Genomic DNA, 21,395 nt, shown 5'->3' on the forward strand with positions numbered 1-21,395 from the left:
GGTCATTCCCTTAATGGATATACTATCAAACACAAAGGTGATTTCCTTAATCGCCCCACTCTTCCTTATTCAATTATTGCTAATTGTAATTGCACTTATCGTGCTATTCAAGGCAGAGCGAACTCGTGGGCCAAAATGGCTTTGGGTCATTATCATTCTGTTTGGTAATTTACTTGGCTCGATCGCCTTCTTCTTGTTCGGCAGGAGGTCGGTTTAATGTCGGTATTACTCTCAGTGGAGCAATTGACGAAACGGTTTGACGAAGAACTGGCTGTCGATAATATTGGATTCGAGATTGGAGAAGGTCGTTGTGTTGCACTTCTTGGTCCTAACGGTGCAGGCAAGACAACAACAATCCGTATGCTGACTGGCCTGTTGCAGCCCACCTCTGGAACAATTCAATTCTCAGGGATGAAGCATGGCCAAGACCGTCGAGAATGGATCGGTTATTTGCCCCAGACACCTGCGTTCTATGGATGGATGACTGGTCGCGAATTTCTTGTGTACGCTGGACGACTGTGTGGGCTATCTGCCAAGGAAGCGGCTTCCCGAAGTAATGAGCTGCTGGAACGTGTCGGGATTGGCAGTGCTGGCAAGCGAAAGATAGCTGGTTACTCTGGCGGCATGAAGCAGCGGCTTGGGCTTGCACAAGCTCTCATCCACCAGCCGAGGCTGCTTGTCTTAGACGAGCCCGTGTCCGCTCTTGATCCAATCGGCCGCCGCGAAGTAATGGCGATGATCGGTGAACTAAAGAATGAAACGACGGTATTGTTCTCAACACATGTGCTCCACGATGCAGAGGAATTATGCGATGACATTCTTATTATGCGTAGAGGGCAGCTCTCGCTTGCAGGCTCATTAGCCGCTCTTCGCGAGGAGAATCGTGAGCCTGTGTTGTCTTTGGAAATTGAAGAAGATGACCATTCACGGCAATGGTTAGCCGGATGGATTAACAAGCTTCCGAACGGCATTCAGGCCACATCAGAGACACGAGGAAGTGTCAGGCTCATCGCTCAAGACCTTGAGACAGCACGCCGAGCTGTTCTGAAGGAGCTTGCGAAATCTGAAGTTAGCGTATCTAAACTCGAGATTGGACATTCCACACTGGAGGATTTGTTCCTGAAGGTGGTGACTGCCCCATGACGAAATGGCTCATCTTATTCCGTAAGGAGTGGCTGGAGATGATACGGAGCTACAAAATCGTGTGGCTGCCCATCAGCTTCATCGTGCTGGGCGCTTCTCAACCGATCGCAACTTACTTCATGCCAGAGATTCTATCCAGCGCGGGCAATATGCCCGAGGGTGTAATCATCTCGATCCCAACGCCGAAGCCCTTCGAAGTGATGGCAAGCTCGCTTCAGCAGTTTGGCGTAATTGGCTTACTGTTGATCGCTCTATCCAATATGAATGCCTTGTCGCTTGAGAGGTCTTCGGGCACTGCCGCAATGATTCTAGTGAAGCCTGTTTCCTTCGTATCCTTCGTCACAGCGAAGTGGGCGGCGATCCTCTCCCTTTCCATGGTCTCTTTCTTATTCGGCTACAGTGCTGCTTGGTATTACACAATTGCTCTCTTTGATTCTGTCCGATGGTTAGAGGTTCTTCTAAGCGCAATGTTATTTGCTCTATGGCTCGGGTTCGTTGGTACGCTTGCATTAATGTTTAGTTCACTTATTCGCAGCGCTGCCGCTGCCGCCTTCAGCGCACTTGCTGCTGCAGCTTTACTTTCCATTGTTTCAAGTACCCTTCCATTCAAGCAGGTATGGAATCCCGGCCGACTCCCTAGCCTTGCTGCCGGAAGTTTGGATGCAGCACAACAAATAAACAATGGCACACTCTCCGTCTGGATGACTGCGATCGTCACAGCGGTAGCTATCGCTATGGCCCTCATCATTGCCACGGGTTCCATGAAGAATAGACCATCTGACGTTTGATGTGAGACGTAGTAACTAAAAATGAAAATGAGGAGTCATTTAAAATGCTAATCGTCACAACTGAAAAAATCCATGGTTACGAAATCGAAAAAGTGCTTGGTCATTCATTTGGTGTAGTTGTGCGCAGTCGAGGGTTGGGTGGAAATATTGTGGCCGGTTTTCGCAGTTTGGCAGGCGGTGAAATTAAGGAATATACAGAAATGCTAGAGGATGCTCGTAAGACAGCCATCGATCGATTGGTTCAAAATGCACATGCCATGGGTGCCAATGCCATCGTCATGATGCGTTTCGATTCCAGTGAAATGGGTCAATCCATGTCTGAGGTGGTCGCCTATGGAACCGCAGTCATTGTGCGTGAGGTATAGAATGTCGTGATGAAATTTATAGTTTCTTATCTTGCTATTGAAATCATAATCGTAGTTGGTGCCTTTGCCTTCTCCCTTTGGCGTCGACATAAGCGCCTCAAGCAGAAAGATCAGAAACCAAGCGAAGGATTTGTGATGACTGCAGAAGTTTTTATAGATCCCACGACAGGAATTAAGCAGCAAGTGTGGTTTAATCCTATTACCGGTGAAAGACGTTATAAGTGAAAATATCTGAACAAAAAAACTGCGCCATTTGCGCAGTTTTTTTGTTTTCGATTTTACCACCGGTCAAATGATTACTCCCATTCCCTCCAATAAAAATCTAACTTAACAATAAAGTTTCCTAGAAACAATATTGACAAAGGAGATCATCGTGTTGATAATGTATCTATGGAAACTAAATTAATTCACAAGAAACATTAACGAGAAATTATAGGAGGTCGATTGGAATGACTGAAAAATACGATATCGACGTACTCATCGCAGGAGCCGGTCCAACGGGTTCAACACTTGCAGCGGACCTGCTGCGGCGAGGTCTTCGCGTTAGGGTGGTAGACAAAGCACCTCACGCCTTCAAAGGTTCCCGTGCCAAAGGCGTACAGCCGCGCACCTTGGAGGTATTTGAAGATCTTGGCATACTTGACGAGGCTGTTGCAGAAGGCGGGGCATATCCCCTCTTAGGCGTCCATTTTGGACCATTCACCATGCCGTTTCGGATGTTTAAGAAGTACAAAGTAATGCCTCATACTCCTTATCCAAACCTTTTATTGCTAGCCCAGCACCGTACGGATGCGATCTTGCATCGTCTGCTAGGGAGACTCGGATTAAGTGTTGAGTTTGGCAATGGTATTGAGGATTTCGAACAAGATGCAGATGGAGTAACAGCGCTGCTCTCTTCTGGCGAAAAGGTCCGCTGCAGATATCTAGTTGGAGCAGATGGCGGGGCGAGTACAGTTCGCAAGGCTGCGGGTATACCATTCATCGGAGAAACCAATGACTCTGATCGTACCCTTCTCATCGATGCTAGTATAGATGGACTCTCTAGAAAACGGTGGCATATATGGCCTCGCAGGCAAGGCAAGACCGTTGGAGCATGTCCACTGCCCCACTCTAATCAATTCCAGATTATGATTCGGCTGGCTCCTGATGAGACACCTGATCTAGATGAGGCTGCTTTAGCTGCCCATTTCAATATTTTAACCGGATTAAGTCTTAGCAATATCACTTGGACCTCAGTGTTTCGTCCCAACGTCCGCCTCACTGAGAGATATCGGGCAGGTCGCGTATTTCTGGCTGGTGATGCTGCCCATGTCCACACACCTGCTGGTGGTCAAGGACTTAATACAGGTGTGCAGGATGCCTATAATCTTGGCTGGAAAATCGCTCAAGTCATTGCTGGTACACCGGATAGCCTTCTTGACAGCTATGAAGCCGAACGGCTTCCGATTGCTGCCCGCGTTCTCCGCAAGTCCAGCGAACTTTACTCCAGCCTAGATAACAATCGGATCTCTGGAATGAAACGTGGTGATGAAGAAAGACAGCTGAGCCTCTCCTATCATGGCGGACCACTTGCTCCCTCCAACGCAACAGCTACGAAGACATTGCAAGTAGGCGATCGCGCACAAGACGCACCAATTATCGGACCAAGTGGAGAGCGTCGTCTGTTCGATGTATTCCAGGGCACTCATTTCACTCTTCTGGCCTTCGGCCCCACTGCTGCCAAAATACTGCCTGCGCTTAACTGGTCTTCGGATGGAGCTAAACTGCTTCGTTACGCCGTAGGTACTGGGAGCGGTGTTGAACAACATGTTCTAAATGACACAACAGGAAATCTAAACAAAACCTATGGTATCACTAGCGACACATTAGTGTTGGTTCGGCCAGATGGTTATATTGGCAGCATTATTACAAATGACTGGCATGCTGCCTTCGACAACGTAACCAAGACACTTACTTCGGCACGGTGAAACGGTATTGAAAAAAATAGGGACATAATATGGCGTTGTGTCCCTTTCTACTTAACGATAACACTACGTAGCAACCTCATACTGCATGACATGACAGCATGCTAGAAAGTCTGAACGATCTACTTGATACAGATCATATTTCTGTTGTTCCTTATTTACGGATTGGTAAATTTGCTGATTAAACTCATTTGCTAATTTGGCATACGGTAATTTTTCTACCGCCTTCTTTGATCGGATATTCTGTATCCGGACTTTCATAAATATGGTGTCGATCGGATGTTCCAGAAATAGTTCAGTAAAGAAGGCTTCCTTTGCTCGTTGGTTATACCCTTGTCCAAAATACGGAATGCCAATCCATGTGGCCAGAAATCCTGTCCTATTCACAATATTATATAAATCAATCGTGCCGATGGGATGTCCGACATCATTAAGTATCGTTCTGGAAATAGAGGTCTTCTGTTCTTCTTCCACAATCAACTGTTTCGTTGTGAACAAATACTCTTCATAGGATTGAGACTTATAACGAACGTAAGGAAAAACGGCAGGATCAATCATTAAGTTATATAGTGATTGGCATTCTTGCAGATCACGTTTCTTTAACATTCTATCTATCACCCTAGTCCTTTTTGATTCGCTAGTATGAAGCAATCTTAGTATATAAAAGGACTTAAGGATTTAGATAAACGCTACATTTTCTCTATGTAAAATGTTGAATAGAAACATGGAAATCTGACCAATCCCGCTCCCCTACGAGACATAAGGCAGGCAAAATAAAAACAAGCACATCATACGCATGTGCTTGTTTCATGATCGAGCTCTATTTATCTTTTGAACGCCTCTTCCAGACGTTCTCTAATGAACTGACTGTTTCTCCGTCGATTCGCCCGCTGCTCAACAATAACTTGGGCTGCGCTCTTCTTGGAAGGTGCAAACAACAACGCATCCTTAGGCTGCGTGCCTACTGCTTCCGTAACAACTCCGTTCAACGATACATATACCTTAGTCGCCATGCTGCATCGCTCCTATCAGCATTCGCACGAAATCGAACGCCAATGCATTTTTATCAATTATAACACGTATAACACTGTCTTTGGAAGCCATGAACTTGTCTGTGTTCCAATCTGGGCCACAAGGCAAGTGAAACGTCATGACATGCTTAGGAAGTCTCAGGCAGTAATAAAACGTACAATTGGATTCCTTGAAGAAAACCTGGTCATTAGGCTCCGGATTACTATAGGTAAGAGCAATGAAGGAATCCTTATTATCAAGTAAGTAATAATCCTCTCCAATTGCAGTACCCGTCTTTCCCCTTACGACCAAACGATCCTCTTGCAGCTCATATAAGGTTACTGCCGAGCAATCACCAAAAGAACCAACAGGCTCCTTCACGTAACCATAATCATGTTCAACGACATCGCCAGTCACCGAGCGCTGGAAGGATTTTAATAAGGCTTTAAGATTGCGAAACCCAGTGATGTCGAGACTTGGAATAGCGCTGGTCAATATATCGTAGAAATGATCATATTGATCCAGTTGACGCTCATTGGTTTCGATAGCGTCCTTGAACGGCATCAGCTGTAGACCTCTTCGCAGCAGATCACTGAAATACATTTTCCAATCTGGCGCGACCGCGAGGTTCAAATCTTCGAAGTAGATGCCCCGGCCAACAATATCATGGAGGAAGAACCAAACATAAGGATCAACGCTAGGCGACAGATCGGCACGACTTAGCACCGCAACGATGTCTGAGGCCTTAGGAAAAGAAGATGTTTCTGCTTTATAGCTCTCTACATACTCCTCAATAATCCACTTTGCCTTAGCGAAATATTCTGCCTTCACCATACGATCTACAAATACGAGAACGGTTTTCCGTTTGGCACAGGCTTCAATGAGCTCCATATGTGTGACGGTACGCTGGGATCGCTCATAAAACGTGCCTGCCTTATTGGATATAAAGAGTAGCAACGCATCCGACTCACGTACGCATTCGATGCACTTCTGAACCGGATTCGTGTGGGAATCCCACGCCCCGAAGTTTCGCTCAAACAGCATCGGTTCATGCCCAAGATCACGCAGGATGTCCCACATGCTCTCTCGCAGCTGTTTGAGAGAGTCTTGAGCAACCGAGCTTATAAAAATCTTGGCTTTCGTAAACAAGGTGAGTGTCACATCCTATCAGCCACATTATCAATAATTTACCTAATTATTAATAGAATAGCGAATGTATGTTTGTATGTAAACAGGAACCTGCTCAAGGAAGCTATTTAGAGGGTAATTGGTGATCTGAAGTGACAAGTCATATCTAAGATCTTGCCTATTGGCTCATTAAGATCGGTTGCTGCCTGAAGCCCCGTGAAGCTCCACTGTTTACTCCATTTATTTACCATCATTAAGTAATCTTCAAAGGTCATACCATTCGTCTTGAGAGTAGCGCCAACTTCATAGCATCCATCAATCTTCCAGTATTCCGTACACTCAAGTATGGAGTACTCTCCACTATACGGAGCGAGCTCAATCAGGTCTCTTAGAAAAATTGGAGGATCTCCTGCGCTGTCAGCCATGACAAATAGCTTCAAACCCGCTTCATTGTCATTTTCATTTAATGCAGTTAAATAAAATAAAGGAACTTCAAAGGTTTTATTGTAATTCTCCAGTGCCGTGGTACTTGCAGAATGAAACGACCAATTCCACTCAGTTGTAAAGGAATTCAAAAAGCTTACGGCGCTGGTAAAGGCGAGTGGCGTTTCGAATTTCGTGAATTCACAAGTTACCTTACCAAATTTCCCATACTCGTTTTGTATTACTTCGTTTGCAACTATCGTAAAGCTCTTGTTATCCATTCTAGAGGATAAGACTTGTTTCATAATTTTTTTAGAATCTTCTTTGGTCGAACTGTCTAAGAAAAAAGTAGCTTGAATCAAAGTTGGTTCACTTCCTAGTGGGATAAATACTCTACATTTCTTTTTCCATAATAAAATCATCCATGACGTATCCGTTGCCGATGTCCGCTGCTAGTTCTCTAATGCTCCGGAAGCCTTTCTTCTCATACACAGCGATACTGGATTCATTATGTCGATTGACAGTCAGCCAGATGTGGCTTAGTTTTCTGTCTACACACAGCTGCTCCAAGAACGCCATCGCCTCACTAGCGTAACCGTGTCCCCTGTGCTCCAGAGCGATATAGAACTTACTTAGGAAGAGCTTCCCTTCTTCTTGCCTAACAGATAAATACCCTACAGTGGAGTTATCCTGACACATCATCAAAAAATACTCATATCCTTGATTATGAATCTGATCCGTGATAGCAGAGACTGTTTGGAATTTATCAACCATGTAATCAATTTGTTCGATTGAAATGATAGTTATATAATATTCGTGCCATATTTTTGACGCTAATTGTGCCGTTTCGATGATTTGTTCCGTTGTAGTCACGGATAGAATATTAAGCTTCATGTTTTGTACCTGCCTTTAGCTTGTGATGTTATGTATAGGCATGGATATTGTATCATTTCATCTCACAATTTGTCGTGTCGATTGATTACTCCATAGCCTCATCCATGATTGTAGAAGATAAAATGCTCCTTAAACAGCTTAAAGTCTGCTTGAGGAGCACTATTGATTGTACCGTATTCACTACCTTTACCACTCTCGCCATTCTTCGGTTATATCTTCGCCTTCTTCTATTTCTAGTCCAGCCAACCTGGCCTCAACACATTTCATAATCTTCTCTTGTTTAGGTGCTGCTGGTAATTGAATAAGATCGGATTAGCTCATCGCATTGTTGTAAACGTTCCGGAGTGAACAAATCATCTTCGTATTCGACCATTCGATCATGCCATAATTTTGTTGGCTTCTCATTCAACATTTCTAGTACCACAGAAAACACCCTCTTCTGTTTTAATGGTAAAATAAACCACTAAAAGTATTCGTCAAGAATAGAGTATTTCCTTTAATTTTCCTCTTTAGATAGCTCCTCAAAATATGCGATAACGACTTCGCGGAATTCCTTAGCAGCTTGTGAAAAATACCGGTTTTTGTGCGATAACAATGCAATTTCTCTAGCCAATTCATGATCTTCAACCGGGATATATTGAATATCTCCCTTTGAATTTCTAGCTGAGCTTGGTATGAAGGCTATACCGATTCCCGCTTCCACTAGAGCGCTTAGCCTTGCTGGTTCATCTCCCTCATACACGTATTGAGGAACAAATCCAGCCGACTCACATAAAGCGTCCACTAAATCACGGGCTCCATAGCCCCTCTTAACGCCAACAAACCATTCATCTCTTAGCTCTATTAACGATATACTCTTCCTGTTTGCCAATCCATGTCCTTTAGGTACAGCGATAAGAATCGGATCAACATATACGACCTGACACTCTATATCATCGCTTTGCAGCGGTGGTGAGGATAAACCGAAATCGACTTCGCCACGTTGAAGAAGTGTAACCATCTCCTGTGTGTTAAGCATCTGAACATGAAATTGAACATTCGGCATCTTCTTCCGAAACTCTCGAAGGATATTCGGCAGCGTACTTGCCGTGGTAACAGCAAGTTCAAGTGTACTATGCTCCAGGCTAGTCAGATCCTTAATTTCCTGCCTCCCCTGTTCCAGCTCGAACAATGCCCTTTCCGCCCGGCGAAGAAAGCTGTGTCCATACGCATTCAACCGCATTTTTCTCCCTGTACGATCGAATAAAGGGCTCCCCAGATCTTCCTCCAGCCGTTGAATGGTCTTGCTCAGCGACGATTGGGTCACATGCAGACTTCGTGCCGCTTCAGTCACATGTTCCATTCGGGCTACGGTAATAAAATATTGCAATTGCAGCAGTTCCATCTCTCCACCTCGTCATTCCTTTCAGTCAATGAAATCATAACATGAAATGCGTTGGAGTAAATAACTCAACTCATGTACGATATCATTAACATACAAGCAATGCTTTCGAAGTATGAATTGCTTCACAATTCATTTGAGGAGGACTTATATGAATGCCCGCAGCTGGTGGCTGATGATAGCCGTTTGTCTCGGAATACTCCTGAACCCATTAAATTCTTCCATGGTTTCAGTAGCTATCCCAAGGTTACAAAGCACGTTCCAACTCGACTATACCGCGGTTTCCTGGATTATATTTTCATTCTACATTGCAAGCGCAATTGCTCAACCTGTCATGGGGAAAGTTAGTGATTTATACGGCCGCAGGAGGATCTTCCTGACTGGACTTGTAATATCGTTCATTGCTTCCTTGATCGCTCCACTATCGCCAAACTTTGGGTGGCTTATCGTGTTCCGTATTGTACAATCCATTGGAACTAGCATGATTGTTGCTGTCGGATTAGCCATTGTACGAATTCACATTACGGAGAAACAAGCAACTGCGTTATCCGTTTTGTCCATCTTCCTGTCCGGCGCGGCAGCAATTGGCCCCTTTGTAGGCGGGGTCTTAATACATTGGTGGAATTGGCATGCTATTTTCCTCGTCAATATACCATTTGTAGCCGCTAGTTTCCTACTCGCGTGGAGGACGATTCCTGATGATCAACCAACAGTATCGAAAGTAAGCCATAAATGGATGAAAAGGATCGATATGCCAGGGATCTTACTTTTTGCTGGTGGTCTGGTCGCCCTTCTTGTAGGGCTGCTTTCAATCAAATCATCAGGGCATATGTCACTAATCAATATGTTTGTCGGATTGTTTGGACTCCTATTACTCGTTCTATTCGTAAGACATGAGTTAACAACAGAGTCACCCTTCATTCCACTGCGCACCTTCGGCAAATATCCCGAGATGACTTGGGTGAACGTTCAGTTCATGCTTGTTAACATCCTTTTTTACTCGATCTTTTTTGGACTTCCTTCCTACTTGCAGCTCGTGCGTCAAGTTAGTGAATTCCATACCGGGATTCTGATGTTGAGTTTAGGCTTATGCTCTCTTGTTGTCTCTCCACTTGCAGGACGCTGGATCGACAAATCAGGAACCCGGCCGGTTTTACTTAGCTCTGCTATCTTAATGACATTTGGTGCCTTGTGGATCGTAACACTTACTCCAACCTCATCCATGTTCAGTGTTAGTTTGGCTTTAGCTGCTTTCGGAATTAGTAACGGATTAAACAATGTGGGGATGCAAGCTGCTTTATTCAATAGCTCCCCGAAAGAGATAATTGGTGTCGCATCCGGCTTATTTAGCACATCAAGGTATTTGGGAACCATTCTCTCTTCCTTGTTGATAGGAGTTGTGATGGGAAGTACGTTTAGCTTTGAAGGATTCCGTGTGCTCGCCATGATCCTTACGGCAATTGCTTTATCCTTGGTAATCATGAACTGGCGCCAAGTCCAGAAGTTTAAAGAAAGATTACAAGCCTGATATTTTATTACGACTCTCCGGTTGCTGGCCTAGAACCTTACGCAGGGCCACAGCTCCAGCTGTCATGGAAATTAGGAAGAAGAAGCCGGCTACAATCGGAAGCAAAGACCATTCCATAATGGAGTGACCGTTCATCGTCTGCCAGCCAATTGCAACTAGGCCAAGCAAATAGGCGCTGCCAGTAATGTGCATCAAGGTATGCCGTACAGACACTTTTACATGAATACGTTCTGCGATTAAAGCAACAAGTGGTACTGCCTGGAGTGCATGGAAGCCAAGTCCATGAAGCCAGATGATATTTCCTTCCGCGCCAATGAAACGGCCTTGATTGGATGAGATCCAGATACCGGCAGCAAATGAGATTACAACGGCGATCATGGCATAGCGTACACTAAGCGCCATCTCCGGTCGTATGCTGTACGCTTTTTTACGAAAAAACTGCACGCCTAAGTAGACATAGAACAGTACGAGAAATAAGGCGACGAAGGTAAAAATGTTCCCAACCGCCTGATCGAACGCGGCGTCACTGTCAACAAACCTTGGATTGACGCCGCGGAAATTCTGGATCGTTTCTGCCCCATAAGAGTACAGTGCAAGGCCAATATAGACGCTCCGGAACCAATTCCTGCCCCGCTTCCCCAATCCCGAGAACGGTACAATCGCTGCCGTTGACAGTAGGAAGATGCCAAGTGCCGCATCGAAGGAGAATGCTTTCGAGACATCACCTCCCGGAGTTACTTCCCCTCCATTAATCAATGTCCAACCTCCACAAACGATGGCTAGAGCAAATCCGAGTAGTCCGGTCCAAACAAGCCATTTCTCCCCTTCAAATAACCTCACCTTACGTATCGCTGCTTGATTCGTAATCCTTTGCATAGTACCGCTTCCCTTCCCGTTAATTGGTACTTTAACTTTACTGGAAGGGACTGTAAGTCCGTATCGGTCCTATGACTGGAATTCAGCTTGACTTGAGGCGGTTACCTTCATCCATCGGAGGTCTCTATGGCATCCGTCTTACGGAGGAGAGGATTGAGGGGCCATTACAGAAGATCATATAGACGAAAAAAAAAGGCCGAAGGCTCATATTCAGAACAAGATATGCCAACTCCTAATAAAACTAGGAGAGGAACACCTCGAACCTTTGGCTTCGGCCTTTGTTATAGGACAAGACATGACACGCCCGCATTACCCGATATACACGACCGCTCCACCTCGACGAAAAGCTTCTGGCAGCCCAATTTCCAGCAGCTTTAACCTGCGCAGCATGTGCTCCTGGGCATCACCGCTCATCTTAACAGCTACCCAATCCTTCAAGAGGGAGATTTCTGCCAAGATCGTTGGCACATCTTCTTGCTCAACATCCGTTCCACCTTGAAACAATACAGTCCATTGGAGACCAAGCTCTTCCGCTGCAGGCTCCCAGTACTTTGTGAAGAAGTCCTCCGTCGCAACCGGCAGCATGAACGAGCGTTCGAATTCATCTTCAGGATCAATGATAATAGCGCTAATCGACATGTTTACTTCACTCCAAATCTAATTGTAAATGTGTAGTCTGGGAATTCCTGCCGCAGTCGATTCAGACTGTTCTCTGCTGCGGCACGCAGCTCTGGTGTGTCTCCGTCAAGCTGGAACTGGAAGCTACGGATGCTCTTAATGTCCTCCAAGGACGGAATTTCGGATGTTCCATCCGATGTTATTCGCGTACCAACTGCCTTCTCCATCAGGTTGTTGATTCGTGTCCGTGTTTTCTGATAAAGCTGTTTATCTGTAAACTGCTGAGGTGTCTGCTGCGGTTTGCCCGTTTTAGGGTGAATTTTATCTAAGCCCTTGGCTGATTTGGCTTCATAGAAGATGCCATTCTCGACGTCAATACCATCGAATTCGCCAAGCGGCCCGTGACGGCTGTCGTACAGCTCAACGCCTTTGTACTTCGCCTTACTCCAGTGTACATAATCATCCGAGTCTTTGGGAGTGGTCTGATCTGGCTTATCGGTATCAGGCTTTTCTTTTGGCCCATCCATATCCGGCTTGCGGGGAATATCAGGATCAGGCTTGTTCCGGCGTCGAAGCAGCTTCTCCAGCCAGTCCTTGAACCTCTCCTCGCCTTTCTTGGCGAAGCGGCCAAACGGAATACGACTTAATGCAATTCCGATTAAAACTGCCGCAGCGTTCTCAGGTGTGAGCAGTCTCTTGGGATCCCTGATGTTCTTCGCAATTTCATGGCCGCTGCCCGGGAAACTCGCTGCTGTCAGTGCGAATCCAAGCGCAGGCCAGAAACCAACAAATAACAAAGCGAGAGCAAATGCTCCAAGCACGATAACCGCCTGTTCTCGGAAGCTGAGGCGATCCCACCAATTTTGCAGCGAGTCGAACATGCAGGAGAAACACGCTGTGTCGTCAGGCTGTACAGGCGTCTGCCAATAAGCTGCTAAGCCAGCAAGCAGACCTGCTCCAATTAACAGCACTGCCAAGCCTGCCGCCTTCCGATAATGAAGCTGCATCCGGCCTTTAAGCTCTTCTTGAACAGAAGCAGCCTCGGAATTGCCGTAAAGCAAAGAAAATCCCATTTCTCGGCGTTCTCTCGTCCAGGATAATACACTGGAGAACCTCTCCCTCTTCTGAAAGAAGGCCAAAGACATATGCCATAGCTCAGAGAGCGGGTCTATGATCCGATCACCTGTCATCATCGGAAGCTGACTCCTTACCCGATTGAGCGCAATATAATCCAGTATTAATCCTAGGATCAGCATCAGCAGAAAAACATCCTTTGTCTGATAGCCGCTCCCTGTCCAATCATTGATCTTCATGACCCAATCCGGCAACGTGTTCTGACCGTTATATGCGGCATGTTCTAGAATCGACCAAGCGAGCAGCAACGCAGGCAAGAAATAAATCGCATTTGTCAGCCGCTTGCGGAAGCGTATAGCGAGCCCAATTCCTAGAGCTACCATCGCTGTATGTACGGGATGACTGACGGTCATGAGGGTTGGGAAAAAGCTTTCTTCGAACCGGCCGGGAAATAGTGTCCAGAAATCCCAGTGGATCGTCTCTCCTCCCAGCATGGTCGTACTGTAACCGTATGTTCGGCCAATGATCCCGGAGTTAAGCCATCTGCGGCTTAGCTCCTCCATGAGCTGAAAGCCAACGCCAGAAGCTGCTCCCGCCAGTGTAAAGTCACCGAGGCTCATTGAAGATGCCCGGCGTGAGAAGAACAAATATAAGCCAAGCGGAAGCAGCTTACATACTTCCTCTACGATTGGGGTGACCACCGCGGTTGACCAGGTGTCCGACGTCCTGCCGCCAACAAAACCGTGTACCGCCATCAGCGTCCAAGCGGTAATCGGGATCACAAGAAAGATACCAAGCAGCATAAACATCGCTGTCTTCTTCCAGGTAAAGGTTTTACTACGGCATAACATCCAGAACTGCAGCATGACGTAGAATGACCACAGATACTGCACCAGCATCGTTCGCGAATCACGATAAAAGAACAAGCCTACAAGGAACAACAGCAGCGACAACCAGCACCATACTGAATAGATCGTTTTGAGCCAAGGATAACGCTTCGGTATTTCTCGTACGAATTGATAAATAGCTTCCGCGTAGTCTCTAACCCCGCTTCGAATCCGCCATATCGTATCCGTGTCTATCCCTCCTTACCCGCTTTCCATTTGAAAGCCGACAAACCCTCTTTCCAAAGATAATACTCGATAATCCGTGAGTTGAAGCATGAATATGAAAAGATTTCTAAAAACTGGACTTTGTTCCCAATTCGATTGAACTAGAATTGCTACAAAAAGACGCCTGTTCCGGACTAGTCCGATACAGGCGTCTTTCGTATATAATAATCGTTTATGCAAGCAATTCCCGTAATTTGGACAGCTCGAGGTTTGCCTGCGGATGGAAATCATCCGATCTTACATAATGGAACATGCTGTGCAGGAATTGTCGTCCTTCTACCGTCTCACCCGCTTGCTCAGCATCGAGAACGCAGACAAGCAAGCTGCCGTTTCCAACGCGACATTCGAACACCATACCAAGTTTATGGTTTCGTTCGAAATTATCGATGGTTTGCACCATTGGCTGAAGCTCTTTATCCGTTCCGTCGAGAATAATCGAGCGCGAGTTCTCCACAATCTGACGCCATGGCTCTGTAGAATGCATTTCGCTTGGGAAGCACTTAAATAGCGGATGCTCATGATCGATCAGGAGCCCCATCGTACCAACAGGCACTGGCTTATTCATACTTTCCGAGATGGACCGGAACATCGGATAACACCAGAAGTCAACGCAATACGTACCTTCGATAGTGTTCTGAAGCTGGTTCAGCTTTGGCATGATGACAACACGTTCGCCCTGCTCAAGTAATACTGCAGCTTCATCTGTCAGTTCCTCGAACAACGATACACCACTCTTATCAACTTCTATGTGGTTAGGGTAAATCCAAAGATCATACGATTTCCGGATATCTGTCCCAGCGATTCGCAAGTGGAGCGATGTCTTCGTCATCGAGGATACACTCGGCATGGAGAATTCAATTTGGCAGATGTCCAAAAATTCACCCGAGCCAGACACGGAAGCAATTGCTTCACCGCTTGCGAGTGGTGAGTCTCCTGCTTTTAATTCCCATTGCAGCTTAAATCCGCTGAGTGACTCCGGTCTCAGGTAGCGAAGCTGGACGGACGCCTCGAATCGCTCTTCTGCCAAGTAATTGTACTTTGGAAATCTTGCGAGCAGCACCGCATCTGAACAGAACGTACGCCATTCCTCTGCCGAGATCAGACCCTTCGAATCCATAAAGGCATCCAGTACGCCTACGAGCGCTGTCCCCTGGCCGCTGAAGTCCTGGAGGTCGAGCAGTTGGAAGCCAGCCAAATGCTTCGAACGGAACGCCGCTTCAAGCTCCTCCTTATAGCTCTCGACCGCCAGATGACCTGAGCTTATATGATATTTTTCAGCCAGATGGTCTAGCCCTTTCTCCTCAAGACGCTGCTTAAACATCTCAAAGTTGCGAGCTTTAAGTGGTCCGGTATACTTCGTAATCTCATTGAAGTCAGGGTAGGTTTGGAACTGCCCGATCTCGTGAGAGACAACAGGAATGTGTGGCACTAACTCTCCTTCTGCTGCATCAGCCTTCACTGTTTTAGCTTCTGTGCCATATTGGATCTGGATGGTGCCGCCGTCTGTTTCTTTATTTACTGCGTCAACACTATCCAAGCTCTGAGGAATGATTGCATCATCGTAATCCTTCATAGTGCCCTGCGGCCCTGTCTGCACATGACCAAGTGGTGCATCGCACATCGCATAGGAACCCCGAATCAACCGGTCTCGCGAGAACCGGACGCCGCAATAGAAATCTTCATGCTCCAGAATGACTGGTACAAACTGAAAATTATTTGAGCCTTGCGTATACAATGGACGGTTGTCGTAAGATTTGTAGCCTTTGAGAATATTATCAATCCGTTCCTTACTGCCCCACAATTCGTTACCAAGCGACATCATGACAAAGGATGGATGGTTGGCAAACGTCTGCAGCATCCGATAGCCTTCCTGAATCAAATATTGCTGCTCAGTCTCGTTATGATTCTCGTATGTCTCATCCGTTACCGTTCCCCAGAATGGCAGTTCAGGCTCCATATAAATACCAAGTCGATCTGCGGCTTCGAAGGCGGCCTCAGGCGGGCAGCAGGTGTGGAACCGGTAGTGGTTAATACCGAAAGACTTCGCAGTACCCAGTACCTCAAGCCATTCTTCTACTGTGGTTGGAGCAAAGCCTGTTAACGGGAAGATTAGTCCGTCATGCTTGCCACGCAGGAACGTTTTCGCACCATTTATCGTAAAGTCTCCGCCTTCTGCTTTGAATTGGCGCAGTCCCATTAGGGATTCGTGAACGTCAGTCACTGCATCCGCCTGCTTAAGCTCAAGCTTCAGCTCATACAGATTAGGCGCCCATTCGCTCCAAAGCAGCGCATCTTCTCCAAGTGGATAGATGAATTCGAACTCACCGCCTGAGACCGGATATGTCCTCATTGCCGCCTCATGCTGGCTTGTACTGTTCACACTAGCCGCCGAGACGCTGAGTACACCTTCAGATGCTCCAATAAGCTTTGCTTTGACGGTGACTGACCGGTCTGCGATATTAGGGAATGTCCGTACGTCATCCAAATAGGCAGCTCCATAAAATTGCAGCTCCATCCGGCCTGTAATACCATTCCAATTGGTCTGGGTATCACGCGATGTCATATGTCCACCTTTTGTCGGGTAATTAGTATTATCGACCCGGATAGTGATCGTATGGACACCTTTCGTTAAATGGCCCGTTACGTTATATAGATGCGGCGCGCTTAGGCTATTTTGAGTGCCAAGCTCTACCCCATCGATCCATACCGTTGTAACACGCGTCCGCTCTAGGTACAACATCACATTTGCGCTTGCGAGCTCTTCAGGAATATTGACAGTACGAGAAAACCAAGCCCATCCTTCGAATTCATATTCATCCGTAAGAGAGCCTTCATGTGCGGCTTGGTTGCGCTTACCTTTCCTTGCATACGAAGTTGTGCCAGGCAATGCGATTGTATCGTTCAACGGCTTTTGGAAGCCCTGTTTCTCTCCATCCAGTTGGAACTCCCAAATGCCTTCTAAATTGATTGTTGCTATCAAAAATATCACGTCCTCTGTAGATTTCAGCTTGATTGCGACAACTATAGCATAACCAGGAGGTTCAAAATACCGCAAAAATCAGTCACTTTTTCATGCTAGATTTACATCGCCTCAAGTTAGATCATGGAATAAAAAAGCCGCGCAGCAGCGCGGTTTTCATGAGAGTACATTATGTACGAAAGTAATTCTCAACATATTCAAAGTTTTCCTGTAACGTTTTACTGCCATCCACTTTTAATACATTTAAGTTTAAATCAGATGCTTCTTTTTCTACAAATTCAGCAAACAAGGCATCCCGAGACATCCAGTTGTTAAAAGCCACAGTAGGGTTCTCAGTGCTTTGTAATACCCCTTGTATCCATCCCCTTCTGGAATATTGCTCTCTTTGGAAGTCCTCAGTTGGAATGATCCATATAGCTTTATGATGTTCTTTTAAATAGGGTGCTAGAAGAGAAGGTATTATTTGATTGCCTTCAACAACAACGGATGTGTCTGTTCTCTTCGCAAGATCCTTGATAACAAATGAAAAGTCTTCTACAAAAGATTGTTTATATACTCTTAGCTGCTCTTGGACTTCCCTTGTATAAAAAGCTTCATTAGGGTTCATCGTAGACACTTTGTGCATGGCTGGATGCTCATTCATTGAGACATCCTTCAAGTGTCTATCAAAATGTTCATCACAAGAATAAAGCTCCAACCCATGCTTCTCTGCAAACATCCTGGCTAATGTACTTTTTCCCGCACAAGCGGAGCCACCTATCCAATAAATCATTTTATCTCTTAGCAATCATTCACACCTCTTTTGAGACATTGTAACTACATTACTTTATCCTATCCGATCTTCGTACTCTTCCCCTTGAGTCTCCCATTTAATAATGATCATGATTCCTTTTTTTTTAATGGTAGTTAACGTTGTATAACCCTTCTCTGCTTCCATCAAACCATATTCTATAGTAAAATCTTTCGTTTCTCTCTTTTGAATTTGATCAATAATAATCCCGTATTGTTCTTCGTGCTCTTCCTGGTAGCTGCCAGCGGTCATTAATTTTTCTTTGTAGGAAGGGTCATATACGCTTATGACTTGTGTTCCCAATTCTGTTCCTTGTGCAAATGTGATTCTCTTCACTTCATCAAGGTCTTTCAAGTCACCTATATACTGGTAAGTGATATTAAAATACCTTTTCCCATCGCGCTTAATTTCATCGTTTAGAATTGTGGCTTTCCATTGACCACCTTCGGAGTTGAAGATGATACCACCACTGTTACTATTATCTTCTTCTTTTAAACAAGCCAGTAGTAATAGAAATGTAATAATAATAAAGACGTATAGTATCTTATTCAAGAACTCCCCTCCAGTGTTAAAGAAAATTATAGCGTAATTACCTTCATTCTGATTCTATCAGATCTCCAAATAAATCCTGTGACACATTCATGTAACTTAGCTGCTTCATTCCCTTTAGGAAATCTGGCTTCTTCTTGATCAAGCTCATTCCAATGTCCAAGACTTGCAGGTTCTCCAGCTTCGCTAGTTCAAGCGGCAGCTCATGGATCGACGTGTATTGAATCGTAAGCTGTTCCAGTTGTTCCAGCTGACCAATCTCCGGTGGAATGTGGTTTATGCCGATCTCTTCCTTAGGCTTCGCCTGATAGCCGGGAGTCGGCCGATCCGAGCTTGCACATTGGATGGAAAGCTGTCTCAGGTTCTTCAGCCTGGCTATAGAAGCGGGAATACTCTCCAAATCAGCAGTCAGGATTTTCAAACGTTCAAGTTTGTTTAACTCGAACAATTCTTCAGGTAGACGATAAAGATCCTGTTCAAAAATCTCCAGTTCACGAAGCTCTGTAAGCTCCCGGATTCTCTCAGGCAGCTCTGTTAGTCTATATCCACTGATATACAGCTTATCAGTCTGATGCTTAATGGCATCATCCAGCAGTCGATTTAGATCCTTGTGAGCCTCTATTTTCAAAAAGAGCCCTGTTATTCGATTCATCAAATCAATTGCTTCTTGCTCCGTTACATCTAAACCATACATATCTTCATGCACAACCGAATAGAGGTAATCTCCCCCGCCATCTTTCAAGAAACACAAGTCTTCCGGCAGGTTAGGATAAATCCAATCCGAAAGACGGTTTGCTAATTGCTTGAGCAGGTTCCCGCTTCCTTCACAGCATCTATAGATATAATAAGTTCCCGCAGAATAAAAGGCATGACTGTTATAACTATTTTTTATTCGTATAACTTCATCCATATTTCCGTTTTGGATAACGATTGTTTTCATCAGATACGGCTCCAACGCTTCTAATACCTTTATGTACCTACACTCGGCCATATCAACAGGCATCTTTTCCCCCAGTACAAAACATTCCGAATTACGTATTGCCAAATCAATGATCTGCTCGTAGGCTTCGCCTCTAGGATCTGTATACATTCTCATCTCATTAGTCACCTTTCCTTACAATCCAATACTTTCCATAAATTCCTTTATGAACATTAGACGTAATGGATTGAAAAAAGTTCAACTTATTCTTCCTTTATTAGCTTCCATAATTTCTGTGAGTAGACTAACCAGAGCTTGTACTCCCTAACCTCTTCCTTAAAGTTATATACTTCGTCCATATCTGTGAAATGGCCGATCGTTGTTATAGGTATTTTCAACTCAGCTCTACTCTTTATTAGTCTTGATAAATCAATGAATAAACCATCATTTGTGTTTTCCAATAGTGCTGATGCAACATCCTGAGGGATATCTTTCATTTTTCTTCCCGTTAACTTGCGGAGTTTCGAAGGAATCACATTGGCTAATAGAATCTCGTAATCTTGTAAATCGGTCACATAAAGCTTGTTAAACCAGCCATCATCATGTGCATGATAGGCAAATCTTATTTTGGGTATCCGAGTAAGCGGCCTGGCAAGGTGACTGAAAAACAATAACTCCGCAATGGCATTGCTGCTTAATTTATCTAAATCCTCTTCTTTCGAGAAGTCCACCCAAACAAAATCTCCATAGCGATAAACGTTATCTTCGATCAGTTCATTAATTTCTTCCTTTGTTACATAATCAAATCTGGAATGCTGATTCCAGTTTTCGTTATGAAAATCATGCTTTAGTAAAATAAGATTCTCCGGTCTATTCGTTACCCCATTCATAAATTCATAGAATTCAATCCCATAAGAATAAAAACAATTCGCCTCACGCTGGTTTTTGCTTATATAGATTAAATCTCTAATTTCCTTTTTCTTCATCCGTTATCTCCTACTTATGAAAGCTTATTTCGAAACTCGAATTGAATATCGTGATTCGATACATCAATAAACTTCACCAACAACGAGATTTTATTTTCCTTATTAATACGTTCCCAGTAGTAGTCTGCTATCTCATTAATAAAATCGAATAATGGCACCTCGAAAGGTTCCCCTTCGAATGGTTTTAACACACCATCCTGCTCGCCGTTGTAGGTGTGAATGCAGTGACCAATACCTCTTTTGAAATTACTGTATGAATAACTTTGTCGTAAGCAAACGGTTGGGTCGTTATCCTGTGTTTTTAGTATCGACAAAGCGTACTGTTTAAGTTCTGTGTTAATCACCGCCGAAATTCTTGGAGTAAAATGAGGGGCATCCGGCTCAAACTCTCTGAGCAGTAATGATTGTTCGAAGGTTCGATTATGATGAAGCCCCTCATAGATCGTATCCGTTTGATCACCATTCGAGACAATATGCATGTTCTCCCAATGACGAATAGGGTAATAAATAATGAGTGATGGATCTTCCATTTGTGCAGGATCAAATGCTTGGTTCTTGACGCTGTTTCCTTCTCGTTCGAAGACACGGTTACGACTGTTCACGCTTCTGCCCATAATCCAATACACCTGTACATAATGCGTTCCAGAAGGAGTCATCCCTGCAATAAGCGTCCTGCCGGGATATGGTTTATCAAATAATTCGGTTTGTGCTGTTTTCACTTCGCTTGCTCCTCTCGGGTAAACATAAAGAGGTAAGGGGATAATCCCCTTACCTCTGCCCAGGCGTACGGCCGTAGCTTATATGCTTCCTCATGGATCCCCATGTTCGCCAGTCACATATAAGTTTTAAATTACTTCACATCATAC

Annotated in this window: 23 protein-coding genes and 1 riboswitch; of the genes, 7 read left to right on the forward strand and 16 right to left on the reverse strand. The window is 44.9% G+C overall.

From position 1 onward, the window contains the following. The first annotated feature begins 13 nt into the window (after window positions 1–13). From AC0YNT_RS15760 to AC0YNT_RS15785, 6 genes are all read left to right on the forward strand, one after another. Window positions 14–217, forward strand: coding sequence for a PLDc N-terminal domain-containing protein (locus tag AC0YNT_RS15760; RefSeq protein ID WP_475805468.1), 204 nt, complete (start codon window positions 14–16; stop codon window positions 215–217). Beyond that, window positions 217–1,143: an ABC transporter ATP-binding protein gene (locus tag AC0YNT_RS15765; protein WP_475805469.1), complete on the forward strand. Its 927-nt coding sequence runs from the start codon at window positions 217–219 to the stop codon at window positions 1,141–1,143. Before AC0YNT_RS15760 ends, AC0YNT_RS15765 begins: the two co-directional genes overlap by 1 nt. Next, window positions 1,140–1,931, forward strand: coding sequence for an ABC transporter permease (locus tag AC0YNT_RS15770; RefSeq protein WP_475805470.1), 792 nt, complete (start codon window positions 1,140–1,142; stop codon window positions 1,929–1,931). Before AC0YNT_RS15765 ends, AC0YNT_RS15770 begins: the two co-directional genes overlap by 4 nt. A gap of 44 nt (window positions 1,932–1,975) precedes the next feature. Continuing rightward, window positions 1,976–2,296 (forward strand): heavy metal-binding domain-containing protein, encoded by a 321-nt coding sequence (locus AC0YNT_RS15775; protein ID WP_441888434.1) that lies wholly within the window; start codon window positions 1,976–1,978, stop codon window positions 2,294–2,296. 6 nt (window positions 2,297–2,302) lie between these two features. Further along, window positions 2,303–2,521 (forward strand): hypothetical protein, encoded by a 219-nt coding sequence (locus AC0YNT_RS15780; RefSeq protein WP_475805471.1) that lies wholly within the window; start codon window positions 2,303–2,305, stop codon window positions 2,519–2,521. Between the two features lie 224 nt (window positions 2,522–2,745). Next, window positions 2,746–4,263, forward strand: coding sequence for an FAD-dependent monooxygenase (locus AC0YNT_RS15785; protein WP_475805472.1), 1,518 nt, complete (start codon window positions 2,746–2,748; stop codon window positions 4,261–4,263). A 63-nt stretch (window positions 4,264–4,326) separates the two neighbouring features. Here the strand turns inward: AC0YNT_RS15785 and AC0YNT_RS15790 are convergent, their stop codons facing one another. The 7 genes from AC0YNT_RS15790 to AC0YNT_RS15820 all read right to left on the reverse strand — a co-directional run bounded on the left by AC0YNT_RS15790 (window position 4,327) and on the right by AC0YNT_RS15820 (window position 9,100). Further along, window positions 4,327–4,866: a GNAT family N-acetyltransferase gene (locus tag AC0YNT_RS15790; RefSeq protein WP_475805473.1), complete on the reverse strand. Its 540-nt coding sequence runs from the start codon at window positions 4,864–4,866 to the stop codon at window positions 4,327–4,329. A gap of 218 nt (window positions 4,867–5,084) precedes the next feature. Beyond that, the gene (locus AC0YNT_RS15795) at window positions 5,085–5,273 is read right to left on the reverse strand and encodes a hypothetical protein (protein ID WP_167275546.1); all 189 of its coding nucleotides are present in this window, start codon (window positions 5,271–5,273) and stop codon (window positions 5,085–5,087) included. Beyond that, window positions 5,263–6,420, reverse strand: coding sequence for a DUF4062 domain-containing protein (locus tag AC0YNT_RS15800; protein ID WP_475805474.1), 1,158 nt, complete (start codon window positions 6,418–6,420; stop codon window positions 5,263–5,265). The genes AC0YNT_RS15795 and AC0YNT_RS15800 overlap by 11 nt, the downstream gene beginning before the upstream one ends. A 107-nt stretch (window positions 6,421–6,527) precedes the next feature. Next, the gene (locus tag AC0YNT_RS15805; RefSeq protein WP_475805475.1) at window positions 6,528–7,244 is read right to left on the reverse strand and encodes a hypothetical protein; all 717 of its coding nucleotides are present in this window, start codon (window positions 7,242–7,244) and stop codon (window positions 6,528–6,530) included. Further along, entirely contained in the window at window positions 7,216–7,716 is a 501-nt protein-coding gene (locus AC0YNT_RS15810) for a GNAT family N-acetyltransferase (protein WP_475805476.1), read from the reverse strand. The genes AC0YNT_RS15805 and AC0YNT_RS15810 overlap by 29 nt, the downstream gene beginning before the upstream one ends. Window positions 7,717–7,996: 280 nt before the next feature. Then, on the reverse strand, window positions 7,997–8,140 hold the full coding sequence (locus AC0YNT_RS15815) for a hypothetical protein (RefSeq protein WP_475805477.1): 144 nt from the start codon (window positions 8,138–8,140) through the stop codon (window positions 7,997–7,999). A 72-nt stretch (window positions 8,141–8,212) separates the two neighbouring features. After that, window positions 8,213–9,100 (reverse strand): LysR family transcriptional regulator, encoded by an 888-nt coding sequence (locus AC0YNT_RS15820; RefSeq protein WP_475805478.1) that lies wholly within the window; start codon window positions 9,098–9,100, stop codon window positions 8,213–8,215. A gap of 148 nt (window positions 9,101–9,248) precedes the next feature. On the opposite strand from AC0YNT_RS15820, the gene AC0YNT_RS15825 reads away from it, so the two are divergent. After that, window positions 9,249–10,625, forward strand: coding sequence for an MFS transporter (locus AC0YNT_RS15825; RefSeq protein ID WP_475805479.1), 1,377 nt, complete (start codon window positions 9,249–9,251; stop codon window positions 10,623–10,625). Here AC0YNT_RS15825 and AC0YNT_RS15830 read toward each other — a convergent pair. The 9 genes from AC0YNT_RS15830 to AC0YNT_RS15870 form a co-directional block, all read right to left on the reverse strand. Continuing rightward, the gene (locus AC0YNT_RS15830) at window positions 10,614–11,501 is read right to left on the reverse strand and encodes a hypothetical protein (RefSeq protein ID WP_475805480.1); all 888 of its coding nucleotides are present in this window, start codon (window positions 11,499–11,501) and stop codon (window positions 10,614–10,616) included. The two genes, AC0YNT_RS15825 and AC0YNT_RS15830, sit on opposite strands and share 12 nt — an antisense overlap. A 309-nt stretch (window positions 11,502–11,810) precedes the next feature. Beyond that, window positions 11,811–12,140, reverse strand: coding sequence for a hypothetical protein (locus AC0YNT_RS15835; RefSeq protein ID WP_475805481.1), 330 nt, complete (start codon window positions 12,138–12,140; stop codon window positions 11,811–11,813). A 2-nt stretch (window positions 12,141–12,142) separates the two neighbouring features. Then, on the reverse strand, window positions 12,143–14,146 hold the full coding sequence (locus tag AC0YNT_RS15840; protein ID WP_475805482.1) for a PrsW family intramembrane metalloprotease: 2,004 nt from the start codon (window positions 14,144–14,146) through the stop codon (window positions 12,143–12,145). A 331-nt stretch (window positions 14,147–14,477) separates the two neighbouring features. Continuing rightward, window positions 14,478–17,285 carry a glycoside hydrolase family 2 TIM barrel-domain containing protein gene (locus tag AC0YNT_RS15845; RefSeq protein ID WP_475805483.1) on the reverse strand — a complete coding sequence of 936 codons (2,808 nt, stop codon included), beginning with the start codon at window positions 17,283–17,285 and terminating at the stop codon, window positions 14,478–14,480. Window positions 17,286–17,454: 169 nt separating this feature from the next. After that, window positions 17,455–18,072, reverse strand: coding sequence for a hypothetical protein (locus AC0YNT_RS15850; RefSeq protein WP_475805484.1), 618 nt, complete (start codon window positions 18,070–18,072; stop codon window positions 17,455–17,457). Window positions 18,073–18,111: 39 nt separating this feature from the next. Next, window positions 18,112–18,627 (reverse strand): hypothetical protein, encoded by a 516-nt coding sequence (locus tag AC0YNT_RS15855; RefSeq protein ID WP_475805485.1) that lies wholly within the window; start codon window positions 18,625–18,627, stop codon window positions 18,112–18,114. 43 nt (window positions 18,628–18,670) lie between these two features. Beyond that, a complete protein-coding gene (locus AC0YNT_RS15860) occupies window positions 18,671–19,720 on the reverse strand; it encodes a leucine-rich repeat domain-containing protein (protein ID WP_475805486.1) in 1,050 nt (349 codons plus the stop codon). An 86-nt stretch (window positions 19,721–19,806) separates the two neighbouring features. Then, entirely contained in the window at window positions 19,807–20,529 is a 723-nt protein-coding gene (locus AC0YNT_RS15865) for a peptide ABC transporter permease (RefSeq protein WP_475805487.1), read from the reverse strand. Window positions 20,530–20,543: 14 nt separating this feature from the next. Next, complete coding sequence (locus tag AC0YNT_RS15870) at window positions 20,544–21,248, reverse strand: IMP cyclohydrolase (protein ID WP_475805488.1); 705 nt, start codon at window positions 21,246–21,248, stop codon at window positions 20,544–20,546. A 50-nt stretch (window positions 21,249–21,298) separates the two neighbouring features. Continuing rightward, window positions 21,299–21,375: riboswitch (ZMP/ZTP riboswitch) on the reverse strand. Between the last annotated feature and the right edge of the window lie 20 nt (window positions 21,376–21,395).

The organism is Paenibacillus sp. J22R56, assembly GCF_056269375.1.